General features: G+C 64.7%; 12 protein-coding genes. All 12 read left to right on the top strand.

Going from position 1 to position 12498, the window contains the following annotated elements; translation table 11 throughout:
- The first annotated feature begins 13 nt into the window (after positions 1-13).
- The 12 genes from NTH_RS05425 (at position 14) to NTH_RS05370 (ending at position 12498) form a co-directional block, all read left to right on the top strand.
- Positions 14-1030, top strand: coding sequence for a Gfo/Idh/MocA family protein (locus tag NTH_RS05425; RefSeq protein WP_338529066.1), 1017 nt, complete (start codon positions 14-16; stop codon positions 1028-1030).
- A gap of 4 nt (positions 1031-1034) precedes the next feature.
- Positions 1035-2126 (top strand): Gfo/Idh/MocA family protein, encoded by a 1092-nt coding sequence (locus tag NTH_RS05420; protein WP_338529065.1) that lies wholly within the window; start codon positions 1035-1037, stop codon positions 2124-2126.
- A 21-nt stretch (positions 2127-2147) separates the two neighbouring features.
- On the top strand, positions 2148-3233 hold the full coding sequence (locus tag NTH_RS05415; protein ID WP_338529064.1) for an ABC transporter ATP-binding protein: 1086 nt from the start codon (positions 2148-2150) through the stop codon (positions 3231-3233).
- Positions 3234-3374: 141 nt separating this feature from the next.
- Positions 3375-4040, top strand: coding sequence for a TetR/AcrR family transcriptional regulator (locus NTH_RS05410; RefSeq protein ID WP_338529063.1), 666 nt, complete (start codon positions 3375-3377; stop codon positions 4038-4040).
- Between the two features lie 160 nt (positions 4041-4200).
- A complete protein-coding gene (locus NTH_RS05405) occupies positions 4201-6318 on the top strand; it encodes a TonB-dependent siderophore receptor (protein ID WP_338529062.1) in 2118 nt (705 codons plus the stop codon).
- Between the two features lie 4 nt (positions 6319-6322).
- Positions 6323-7603: an MFS transporter gene (locus NTH_RS05400; protein WP_338529061.1), complete on the top strand. Its 1281-nt coding sequence runs from the start codon at positions 6323-6325 to the stop codon at positions 7601-7603.
- On the top strand, positions 7600-8688 hold the full coding sequence (locus NTH_RS05395; protein WP_338529060.1) for a siderophore-interacting protein: 1089 nt from the start codon (positions 7600-7602) through the stop codon (positions 8686-8688). Before NTH_RS05400 ends, NTH_RS05395 begins: the two co-directional genes overlap by 4 nt.
- Positions 8689-8898: 210 nt before the next feature.
- Positions 8899-9489, top strand: a complete 591-nt coding sequence (locus NTH_RS05390) for a TetR/AcrR family transcriptional regulator (RefSeq protein WP_338529059.1) — start codon at positions 8899-8901, stop codon at positions 9487-9489.
- Positions 9486-10268: an enoyl-CoA hydratase/isomerase family protein gene (locus NTH_RS05385; protein ID WP_338529058.1), complete on the top strand. Its 783-nt coding sequence runs from the start codon at positions 9486-9488 to the stop codon at positions 10266-10268. Before NTH_RS05390 ends, NTH_RS05385 begins: the two co-directional genes overlap by 4 nt.
- Before the next feature lie 12 nt (positions 10269-10280).
- Positions 10281-11780, top strand: coding sequence for an AMP-binding protein (locus NTH_RS05380; protein WP_338529057.1), 1500 nt, complete (start codon positions 10281-10283; stop codon positions 11778-11780).
- Positions 11780-12136: a MaoC family dehydratase gene (locus tag NTH_RS05375; RefSeq protein ID WP_338529056.1), complete on the top strand. Its 357-nt coding sequence runs from the start codon at positions 11780-11782 to the stop codon at positions 12134-12136. Before NTH_RS05380 ends, NTH_RS05375 begins: the two co-directional genes overlap by 1 nt.
- Positions 12136-12498: a phosphate acetyltransferase gene (locus NTH_RS05370; protein WP_338529055.1), complete on the top strand. Its 363-nt coding sequence runs from the start codon at positions 12136-12138 to the stop codon at positions 12496-12498. The genes NTH_RS05375 and NTH_RS05370 overlap by 1 nt, the downstream gene beginning before the upstream one ends.

Here is a 12498-nt window from a genome sequence, read left to right as displayed (position 1 = left end):
CTCAGGGAGCCTCATGACGACCATCCGATTTGCGGCCATCGGCCTCAACCACGACCACATCTACGGCCAGACCGACATGCTGATGCGGGCCGGCGCCGAGCTTGTCTCCTTCCATTCGGACGAGGACGATCTTGCCGACCGTTTTGCCCAGCGCTATCGCCAGGCGCAGCGCGTTCCAAGCCGGGATGCGATCCTGGAAGACAGGTCCATCGGGCTTATCACAAGCGCGGCGGTTCCTGCCGACCGAGCCGCGCTTGCCATTGCGGCGATGGAGCACGGAAAGGACGTCCTGCTCGACAAGCCGGGCATGACGAGCCTCGAGCAGCTTGCTGACGTCAGGCGCGTGCAGGCCCGCACGGGGCGGATCTTCTCCATCCTCTATTCGGAGCATTTCGAGAGCCCGTCCACCGTCATGGCAGGCGAGCTGGTCGAGGCCGGGGCAATCGGCACGGTGATCCACACGGTCGGGCTCGGCCCCCACTCCCTGCGCAAGCCGCAGCGGCCGGGCTGGTTCTTCGAGCGCGAACGGTATGGCGGCATCCTCACCGACATCGCCTCCCACCAGGCCGAGCAGTTTCTGTTCTTCACCAAGGCGAAGGACGCGGCGGTGCTTTCGGCCACCATCGCCAACAGAGCCAATGGCGACACGCCGGGCCTGCAGGATTTCGGCGACATGCATCTGAAAAGCGACAACGCCACCGGCTATGTGCGCGTGGACTGGTTCTCGCCGCCCGAACTGCCGACCTGGGGCGACGGGCGCCTGACCATCCTCGGCACCGAAGGCTATATCGAGATCCGCAAGAACATCGACATCGCCGGGCGCGAGGGGGCCAACCACCTCTTTCTCGTCAACAAGGATGGGGTGCAACATTTCGACTGCCGGAACGTCGAGCTGCCCTTCGGCCGCGCATTCCTTTCCGATATCGACAACCGCACCGAGACGGCGATGCCGCAGGCGCGCTGCTATCTCGCCATGGAACTTGCACTGAAGGCACAGGCGCTGGCCGAAGGCGCCGCAACCGATGGATAGGCCCATGCCCAAAACCTTGACCGTTGCCGTCGTCGGATGCGGGATCGGCCGCGCCCACATCGTCGAAGGCTATCTGACGAACCCCGGACGCTTTCGGGTGCTGGCGGTCTGCGACCTCGACTCGGCGCGGCTCGATGCCCTTGCGGCCGAGTTCGGGATCGAGCGCAAGACGACGGTGTTCGACGATCTGCTGGCCATGGACGACATCGACATCATCGATATCTGCACGCCGCCTTCCGTCCACTATTCGCAGATCATCGCCGCCCTTGCGGCGGGCAAGAACGTCGTCTGCGAGAAGCCGCTGGTGGGTTCCCTGAGCGACATCGACGAGGTGATCGCGGCGGAAGGCCGATCGAAGGGCAAGCTCATGCCCATCTTCCAGTATCGCTATGGCGACGGCGCTCAGAAGGCGAAGAAGATCATCCAGTCCGGGATCGCCGGAAAACCCTTTGTCGGCACCGTGGAGACATACTGGCAGCGCCTGCCGGAATATTACGCCGTGCCCTGGCGCGGCAAGTGGGCAACCGAGCTCGGGGGCGTGCTCATGAGCCATGCCATCCACAATCACGATATGCTGATGTGGCTCATGGGGCGGCCGAAATCGCTCTATGGGCGGGTGGCGACGCGCGTGCATGCGATCGAGGTGGAGGACTGCATCTCGGGAAGCCTTGAGCTTGCGAGCGGCGCCCTTGTCTCGCTCACCGCGACGCTGGGCGCGCAGGAGGAGATATCGCGCCTGCATCTGGCCTTCGAGAACGTCACCTTCGAATCCAGCCATTTTCCCTATGCGCTCGGCGACGAGCCGTGGCGCATGGTGCCGCGCGATACGAAGGTACAGGCCGAGATCGACGCGCTCCTTGCCGACTGGCAACCCGTGCCGCGCCGTTTTGCCGGACAGATGCGCGACTTCCACACGGCGATCGTGGAAGACGGGACGCCGCCCGCCACCACGGCCGAGGCCCGCGCCGCCCTCGAACTCGTGGCGGCCTTCTACCATTCGGCGCGCACGCGCCAGGAGGTCGCGTTTCCGCTCGGCCCCGACCATCCGTGCTACCGAACCTGGATTCCCCAGCAACCGCAATCCCGCTCGGCCTGAGCCCGTCAGCAGAGGAACCACATGTCCACCTCAGTCACGCTCTCAAAGGTCTACAAGCGCTTCGGCAGCGTCGAAGTCATTCACGGGATCGACCTTTCGGTCGAGCCGGGCGAGTTCACCGTCTTCGTCGGACCGTCCGGCTGCGGAAAGTCGACGCTGTTGCGGATGATCGCCGGCCTGGAGCCCATTTCCGGCGGCGAACTCAGAATAGACGACGAACTGATGAACGAGGTGCCGGCGGCAAAGCGCGGCATCGCCATGGTGTTCCAGTCCTATGCGCTCTACCCGCATATGAGCGTCCACAAGAACCTGGCGTTCGGGCTCGAGACGGCGGGCATGAAGAAGCAGGAGATCGAGCGGCGGGTTCGCGGCACGGCCGAAATCCTGCAGATCGAGCCGCTGCTCGACCGCAAGCCCAAGCAGCTTTCCGGCGGTCAGCGCCAGCGCGTCGCCATCGGCCGTGCCATCGTGCGCGAACCGAGGATATTCCTGTTCGACGAGCCGCTTTCCAATCTGGATGCCGAACTGCGCGTCCAGATGCGGGTGGAGATCGCCAAGCTGCACCGGAACCTCGGCAACACCATGATCTACGTGACCCACGACCAGGTGGAGGCCATGACCATGGCCGACAAGATCGTGGTCCTGCGGCTCGGCCATGTCGAGCAAGTCGGCGCGCCGCTGGATCTCTACAACCGGCCCGCCAACCGCTTCGTCGCCGGCTTCATCGGCAGCCCGAAGATGAACTTCCTCGATGCCGAAATCGACGGGACGGACGTCGCCTCCTCCTCCATCCGCATCGGCGGCGATCCGGTCGCTCTGCCACGGCCGACGAACGGCGCTTCCAAGGGCCAGAGGGTCGAATTCGGCGTGCGTCCCGAACATATCGCCATCACGGGCGAGCGTGGCCGCGTGCCCCTTGCAAGGGTGAAGGTGGACCTGGTCGAGAATCTCGGCGGCCAGACCCTTCTTTATACATCACTCGCAGACGGCCAGAGCCTGACCGTGTCCCTGGACGGTCAGCGCGACATCAAGGCGGGCGCAGCCATCGACACTTTCATCGATCCGGCGACCTGTCACCTGTTCGACGCGGAGGGGCGGGTGATCTGAGCTTTTTGCTTTATGCAGTTCCGGACGGAAACAGGTATCGGCTTTTCCCGGAATTGCTCCAGGATGCGGCGGCCGCGGCTGGCACCCTTGCCGGTCTCGCGCTATAGGGCCTCTTGGGAGCAAGGGGGACGGGAGAAGAAGGTGAATGCCGGCACAAAGGTAAAGCCAGCGGCGAAGAGACGGCAGCGGGTGAGCCGCGATCCGGAACTCACGCGGGCAAGCATCCTCGAGGCGGCTACCGCGGAGTTTGCCGAAAAGGGCATCGGCGGCGCCAGGGTCGACACCATCGCCGAGCGTGCCGGCGCCAACAAGCGCATGCTCTACCACTATTTCGGCGACAAGACCGGCCTCTATGTGGCCGTGCTGGAAGCGGCCTATGCGTCTATCCGTTCGGCCGAGCGCAATCTCGATCTTACCCACAAGAAGCCGGAGGAGGCGCTGTCGGAACTCTCGCGCTTCACCTGGCACTATTTCCTGAAGCACCCGGAGTTCATCAGCCTGCTCAACACGGAGAACCTCCACGAGGCGAGGCACCTGAAGGGCTCCCGCAAGCTGATGGAGATGCATGTACATTTCGTGACGGAACTTGCCGACGTGCTGAAGCGCGGTGCCGAAGACGGCGTCTTCAGGCCAGGCATTGAACCGGTGAACGTCTATCTGACCATTGCGGCGCTCGGGTATTTCTACCTGTCCAACCGGCACACCCTTTCAGCCATCTTCAATCGCGACCTTACTGATGCGGCGCGGTTGGCCGAGTGGGAGGACAATATCGTCATGACTGTGCTTGCATCCGTCAGACGCGGTTAGGTGGGCCGCCGGGTTCTGCCCCCGCCGGCTTGCCGATCCCGCTCCTTCTAAGTTGACATGATAACTCATCTTTAATAGCAGTTCGCGCCAGGCAGCCACGTCCCCACCGGACAAGCGACCCAGAACAATCAGTTTTCCTTGGTCGCAAAGGGGGCGCGCCATGCCTTTTCGTTCGCTGTTCCGTTCGTTGACTCTTACCCTGATGGGTACGAGCGCTCTCTTCTGGATCACTCCGCAAGCCGTTGCGCAGGAGGCGCCGACGCTCCTTCAACGGCTGGAGGTCGAGGCGGAAAGCGACGATATTCTCGTCCAGGACGGCTATGTCGCCGAGCAGGGCAGGATCGGCACCAAGGTGGATACGCCGATTGTCGAGATACCGCAGTCGATCTCCGTGGTGACGCAGGATCAGATCGAGGACCAGAAGCCGCGAACGCTCAACGAGGCGCTCTCCTACACGGCGGGCGCCAATCCGAATAGTTTCGGCTTCGACAGCCGCTACGACGCCTTTTATCTGCGCGGCTTTCCGGCCTACTACAACGGCATTTTTCGCGATGGTCTGCGCCAGTACAACGGCCCGTCCGCGTGGTTCAAGACCGAACCTTACGGCATTGAGGGCCTGACGGTGCTCAAGGGTCCCGCGTCCTCGCTCTACGGCGTCAGCGGTCCCGGCGGCATCGTCAACCTGGTGACCAAACGGCCGAAGGACGAGCGGTTCCGCGAGATCGAGTTCCTTGGCGGCACGCACGACCGCTATCAGACCGCCTTCGACCTGTCCGGACCGGCCAACGAAGAGGGCACGATCCTATACCGCCTGACCGGCCTCGGCCGGCTCTCCGGCACAGAGCTTGCGGGCTATCCGGACGACAAGTTCTACCTGGCGCCGGCCATCACCTTCCAGCCCGACGAGGACACCAAGCTGACGGTGCTCGGCGAGATCTCCCGCGCGGTGACCGGCGGGACGGCGTTCTTCTACAACCCTTCCTACGGCCAGGTGTCCAACATCTACAATGGCGATCCTGCCTGGAACGACTTCACCGGGATCCAGGGCCGCATCGGCTACGAGTTCGAGCACCGCTTCAACGATGTGCTCACGGTTCGCCAGAACCTGCGCTTCAACATGGTCGATGCCGATCTCGAATATAGCGGCCACTATCCTCCAGACCGGACCAATCCCGACGTGCTGGCCCGCTACTGGGGCCACTACAAGGAGGATATGAAGAACTTCGTCGTGGACAACATCGCGCAGTTCGAGTTCGACACCGGGCCGGTGAGCCATGTCGCGGTCGCGGGCCTCGATTACGGCTGGTCGGACTACGAAGCCCATAACGGCATTTCGTATATCTCGGTCGACGATATCGCCGCCATGCCGCTCGCCTTCTCCGGCGGCCAATCGATGCACCAGGCCGGCATCTACCTGCACGACCAGATGCGGTGGAACGATTTCACGCTTTTCGCCAGCGGCCGTTACGACTGGGTCGAAAGCCGCAGCACCGACCACCAGTTCAAGGAGACGGACCAGAGCGACAGAGCGTTCTCCGGCAGGCTCGGCCTGTCCTACCGGACGGAGTGGGGCATCATCCCCTATGCGAACTACTCGACCTCGTTCTCGCCGAACCTGGGCTTCGTCTATGACAGCGCGACCAACGAGAGGCGGGTGGCGCGGCCGACCAAGGGCGAGCAGGTGGAAGTCGGCGTCAAATACGAGATACCCGGATACAATGCGGTGCTCGGCGCGGCATATTTCAACATCGACCAGACGGACGGCGTCGTCTATGACGGCACCTTCGACAGTGCGGGCAATCAGCGCCAGCGCCAGCTGGACCTGAATTCCCGAGGGCTCGAACTGGAGGCGAACGCCTCTTTCGACAACGGCTTCGGCCTCATCGCTTCGTACACCCATATGCGCATGAAGATCGAGCGGGGCGCCGCGGGAACGGAAGGCAACGAGCTTTCCTCCACCCCAAACCATATCCTGTCGCTGTGGGGGCACTACACGTTTCGGGATGGACCGGTGGCAGGCCTCGGCCTGGGCGCCGGCGTGCGCTATGTCGGCGAAAGCTATGGCGACGACCTGAACTCGTTCAAGAACGAGGACCGCGTCTTCGTCGACGCCGCACTCTCCTACGATTTCGGTGCAAACAACCCAAAGCTCGAAGGGCTGATGCTGCAGGTCAACGCAAAGAACCTGTTCGACGAGCGCAAGCCCATCTGCACGGCGGGCAACTGCTACTGGGATGAGGGCCGGTCGGTCTTCGGCAGCCTGCGCTACCGGTTCTGACAGGATGGCAACGAATAGCCCCGTCACGCGTTCGCCTGCCGCCGTCGTGCTGGCGGTCGGCGGCCTCTATGTCGCGCAAAGCGTCATCGGCGGCATCACATGGGCCGGCTTGCCGGCGGTCATGCGCGACCGGGGCATGGCGCTCGATGAGGTCGGGCTGCTCTCGCTGATCGCGTTGCCCTGGGCGCTGAAGTTCCTGTGGGCGCCGATGGTGGAACGCTTCAGGCTTCCGCCCGCCGGCCGCAACCGCTCCGCCGTGATCGTCGCCATCGGCGGCGGCATCTCGGTTCTCGGCCTTGGCGTGGTGGGGCTGATCGGCCCTGGCTTGCTGGGCCCGGTTCTCGCCTGCCTCACCATTATCGCGCTCGCCGCCGCCACGGTCGATATCGCCTGCGACGGCTACGCGGTCGAGGCCCTTCCGCGCAAACAGCACGGCTGGGCCAATGCGGCCCAGGTGGGAGGCGCCTATCTGGGTTCGGCAATCGGCGGCGGGCTGTTCCTGATTATCGTTGCGGCCTATGGCTGGAGCGTTTCCGTGTGGAGCATGGCCGCCCTTCTGGTGCTGCTCGGCGTGCCGTTCCTGCTGCGCTCGCGCGCATATGCGGCGGCCGAAACCCGCACGCACGTGCCCTCGCTCGCATCCGCTCTCCGCCGGCCGGAGATCCGCCGCGGCCTGCTGGCCGCCGCGCTCTACGTGATCGCCCAGAAGACGGCCATGATAATGATTGGTCCGTTCCTCATCGATGCGGGGCTGGACCTTGCGGCGATGGGCTTGATCAACGGCGCCGGCAGCATGTTTGTCGGGCTTGCCGCGGCACTTGTCGGCGGCGCGCTGGTGCGGGTGCTGGGCGCGCGTGCCGTGCTGGTGATCGCGCTGGTCCTGCAGGCCGGTGCTCTGCTCTTCTTCGCCGCCAGCGGCCTTTTTCCCGATATCCCGAATTGGGCGCTGGCCACCGTTGCGGTCGCCAGCTCTTCAGGGATCATGGCGCTCGGCTTCGTCGCCCTCTATGCTCAATTCATGCACTGGTCCGACCCGCGCCAGGGCGGCGTCGACTTTACGCTGTTCCAGTCCATGGACGCGCTCGTCAGCATGGGCGGCGGCGTCGGAGCCGGCTATGTCGCGCAGCACCTGGGCTACGGCATCTTTTTCGCCGGTGCCGGCGTGATCGCGCTAGCCACGATACCGGCGATCGCCGTCGTTGCCGGCCGGTCCGTGGCCCGTGAAACCGGACGCATAGAAACGACGCGCCCTGCGGCCCTCGCGCAGATTGGAGAGAACCCGTGAACGCCCACCATCCGCTGCTTGCCGAAACGACGGTGAGGCTGGCTGCTCCGCTCGATGTCATGACGAAGCTGCGCGAGCATTTCGTCGAGCATGGGACGGTGACCGGTTCCGATGACCGGTGGAGGGTCGAATTCGGGATCGGCACGGCCGAGGCGCAAGCACGCGCCGGGGCGATCGCATTTCGGGTTTCGGCCGATGACGCGACCTCGCTCGCCTACCTGCAATGGGGCGTGGCCGAGCATGTGTGCGAGTTCGCGCCCGGCGAGACGCCTGAGATCGTTTGGGAGGGTGGCGTCAGGGCTGGCGCCCCGCTGCCCTATTTCCGCGAGATGCGCGTCCTGCGCGCCAGGCAGCTTACGCCGCGCATGCGCCGGCTGACGCTGGCCGGCCGCGATCTCGAGCGCTTCAGCCATGACGGCCTGCATGTCCGCCTGCTGCTTGCGCCGGAAAAAGGCGTAAAACCGGTCTGGCCGGTGATGGCCGCCGACGGACGCCAGGCCTGGCCCGAGGGCCCCCGGCCGGTTCCCCGCGTTTATACGATCCGCCGCATCGACGTGGACGCGGGTGAAGTCGACATTGATTTCGTGCTCCATGAGGGCGAAGAGACCCCCGGCGCCACCTTCGCTCTCGACGCCAAGCCGGGCGACGTTGTCGGCATGACCGGCCCCGGCGGCGGCGAACTGCGTGAAGCCAACTGGTACCTGCTTGCCGGTGACGAGACCGCGCTTCCGGCGATAGGCCGCATGCTGGAGCAGTTGCCGGCCGGCAAGAAAGTGGTCGCGCTCATCGAGATCGCCGACGATGCGGAGCGCCAGGAGCTTCGCACGGAGGCGCATCTCGACCTGCGCTGGCTTTCGCGCGGAGGCAGGGCGGCAGGCAGCACGACTCTGCTCACTGACGCGGTGCGGGCGCTCGATTTTCCATGCGACGACGCATCCGTTTTCGTCTGGGCAGGCTGCGAGCACACCGCCGCCCGACAGATTCGTGCTCATTTGCGCAAGGAGCGCGGCCTGCAGCGCCGAGACAGCCTGGTCGCCGCCTATTGGCGACGCGGGGCCGCGGGCGAGGTCGAGCAACGCGATTGAGGGCTGCTCGAGGCAGGAAGGAACCCGCCAAGGAAACCTGCGCGAGCGCATGGTTTGCCGCCACTGAACCGCCGTCGCATGGCCATCGCGCAGGCGGCCCGGCTCTCCTGCACAGGAAGACCGGCGTGCGCTTGTCGCGCGCGCCGGAAAGATGTTGACCCCTTGCCTGACAGCCGATATCACAAACATGAATCGGATGTCATGTTTGTGATGAAGCCGTCATACGCCCCCAAGACAAAGCGCGGACAGGTGCGCCGAGAACAGATCCTGCGTGCCGCGGAGCGCGTTTTCGGGACGATCGGCTATGCCGATACGTCGATCACCGACATCACGCGTGAGGCAAACACCGCGCAGGGGACCCTTTATATCTACTTCAAGGGCAAGCATGAGGTGTTTATCGAGCTGGTCCGCGAAATGGGCCACCTTACCCGTGAAGTCATCTCGAGGACGGTGTCGGGTGCTCCCTCGCGTCTCGAGGCGGAGCGGCTGGGGCTTTCGGCTTTCCTCCGCTTCGTCGCCGAGCGCCCCGAACTCTACCGGATCGTCGAGGAAGCGCGGATAGCCGCTCCGGATGCGTATAGGGCATACTTCACCGAATTCGCGAATGCCTACCGCAGCCATCTGCTCGCAGCGGAAGCGACCGGCGAAATCCGCCCCGGCAATGCGGAAATCCGCGCCTGGGCGCTGATGGGAATGGCCAAGACGCTCGGCGAGCGCTACGTTCTGTGGCAGGACGATACGGATCTCGACCAGGTGGTCGACAGCGCGACCGACCTGATACGCAACGGCCTTGAGCCATGAGCGCGCCGAAGATCGCCGTTACCGACGAGCCCCTTCCGTCCGGGGCTCTCCTGACGCGGATCAAGCTGAACGCGCCGGAGCGCTGCAACAGCCTGGACCCGCAGATGGTCGAGGAACTGCGCGATGCGCTGGGCCATGCGCGCAGGCAGGACGCGGCCTTTGTCGCGCTCACGGCGAAAGGCCGCCACTTCTCTACCGGAGGCGATGTCGCAGCGTTTCATGCGAGCAGGGACCGGGCTGCCTACGCGGACACGGTCGTCGGTCCGTTGCAGGACATCGTCAGGACCATGCTCCAGCTTCCTGCCATCGTCGTCGCGGGCGTGCAAGGGGCCTGCACAGGCGGCAGCGCCGGCCTCCTCTTTGCATCCGATCTTGCTCTGCTGGCCGAGAATGCGTTCATCCAGCCCTTCTACACCGAAGTGGGCTTTGCGCCGGATGGCGGCTGGTGCGCATTGCTGCCCGAAAGGATCGGCGCAGCCCGCGCGCTGCACATCCAGCTTGAAAACCGCCGGCTGACCGCGCCGATGGCGGTTGAACTGGGCATCGCGCAAGAGACGGTCCCCGCGGCCGAACTGGAAAGATGCTTGGGGGACAAGATCCGCCGCCTCGACGAGACCGGCATTCTCCACTCCATGCGCGCGACAAAGCGCCTCGTATGGGACGAGCCAAGGATCGCTGCCGTCTCGGAGCGGCTGCGGGCGGAGCAGGACAGTTTCCGAAGCCTGATCGGCCGCGAGGAGACGGCGGCGGGGATGGAGAGATTTCTCGATACGTTGTGACGGGAGGCGCAATTGTTCGACACAATACCCGATATGGCGGCCAAGAGGGCGGAGCTTACGCCACGGGCCGTCGCCTTCATCGAGCACGAGACGGAACGTCGGTGGAGCTTCGCCGACGTCAACGCGGCGGCAGACAGGCTCGCCGCGGGGCTGCTGGAGATGGGCCTTGAAAGAGGCGACCGGCTGGTGGTGCTGAGCCTCAACCGCGTGGAATTCTTCGTTGCCCTGTTCGCCTGCCAGAAGACCGGCATCGTCATGGCACCGCTCAACTGGCGCCAGCCGGTCGCCGAACTGACGGAGGTGGTGCAGAGCGTCGGCGCCTCGGCTCTGTTGTTCGACGTGGAAAACGCCGGGACCGCTCGCGCGCTTGCTTCGGCTCTGGCGCTTCCGGGGATTTCAATCGGCCCGGCCGAGGGCTCGGAAACGGCGTTTTCGCAGCTTCTTGACACGGAGAGCCGACCAGTGCCCAAGGCGGTCAGCGCGACCCGGCCATGGTACCTGCTCTTCACCTCCGGCACGACGGGCCTGCCCAAGGCGGTCATCCAGACGGCGCGCATGGGCTGGGCCAATGCCGTCAATATCGGCCAGGCGATCGACCTGACCTCACAGGACGGCAGCGTCAACTTCCTGCCGCTGTTTCATACCGCGGGAATCAATCTGTACACTCTTCCGGTCTTTCTGTTCGGCGGGGCGTCGACGGTCCTGCCGCGTTTCGAGCCCGACCGCATTCTTGATCTGCTTCGATCCGGCGCGGTGACGCAGTTCTTCGGTGTGCCGGCGATCTTCCAGGCCCTCAGCCTGCACGAGAGGGTGGACGAGGTGGACTGGAAGACGATCCGCTGCGGCTGCGGCGGCGCGCCGCTGCCTGAATCGCTGATCCGCTTCTTCGCGCAGCGCGGCTGCCTGATCTGCAACGGTTTCGGCATGACGGAAACCGGGCCGACCGCATTCCTGATGGATCGCGCGCATGTCGAGGAAAAGATCGGCTCCGTTGGAAAGGCACAGATGCTGACCGAAGTGCGGATCGACGGCCTTGCGCCCGGCGACGTGGGGCAGGGCGAGATGCAGATGCGCGGCCCGGCGATCACGCCCGGCTACTTCGCCAATGAGGAGGCGACGCGCAAGGCGTTCACCGAGGACGGCTGGCTCAAATCCGGCGACGTCGCGCGCCGCGATGCCGACGGCTACTACTACATCGTCGACCGGATCAAGGACATGTATATTTCCGGCGGTGAAAACGTCTATCCGGCCGAGGTGGAGCGTGTCCTGAACGGGCACGAGGCCATACTGGAAGCCGCCGTCATCGGGGTGCCGGACGAAAAATGGGGCGAGGTCGGCGCGGCGTTCCTTATCCCGAGGCCGGGAAAGACGCTGGATATCGCCACCGTCGCAAGCTGGTGCCGCGAGCGCCTGGCCGCCTACAAGGTGCCGAAGAGCTTCGCAATCGTCGAGGATTTTCCGCGCACGGCCGCCGGCAAGGTGCGCAAGCACGATCTGAGGGAGATGATCTGATGCCGCTGCACGTTGAGGCCGTCTGGACGCCGACGCAGGACGAATTCGACCGCTTTGCCCGCATCTCCGGCGACGACAATCCCATCCACGTCGATCCCGCGTTCTCCGCCCGCACGCGGTTCGGGCGCACCGTTTCCCATGGCATGCTCATCTATTCGAAACTGTGGGCGATGCTCTGCACGAGCCTTCCGGGCGTTCGGCAGGCCCACCAGACGATGATGTTTCCGAACCCGTGCTTCACGGGCGAGCCGGTGGAACTGACGGTCGAGGAGATCGGGACGAGGCGTTTTGCGATGAAGGCGCTGCGGCAGGCGGACGGGGCGGAATTGCTCGTCGGCGAAACGGAGCTCGCGTGATGGAGGTCGGCCAGTCAGCCGAGATCACGCGGCGCTACAGCAGGCAAGATCTGGAAGCGTTCGGCGCGCTTATCGACATGACGGCCGCTGCGCCGGATACGGTTCCCGAACCGCTGATCGCCGCGCTTTTTTCCTATCTTCTCGGAGTGAGGCTGCCTGGCCCCGGCACGAATTACCTCAAGCAGGAAATGCGCTTCCTCCGATCCGCGCCGCTCGACACCGACCTTACCGCGCGGGTGACGATCTCGCGGTTCCGTGCGGACGGGCATCTTGTGGACCTTTGGGCGACTTGCGAGACCTCGGACAGAAATCTGGTGTGCGAGGGGCGGTCGCTGGTGCTGGCGAAAGACGTCGGTGCCTGA

The organism is Nitratireductor thuwali, from assembly GCF_036621415.1.
Lineage (GTDB): Bacteria > Pseudomonadota > Alphaproteobacteria > Rhizobiales > Rhizobiaceae > Chelativorans > Chelativorans thuwali.
The sequence above is the reverse complement of the archived record's forward strand: the minus strand, read 5'-3'. Positions and strand labels throughout refer to the sequence as shown.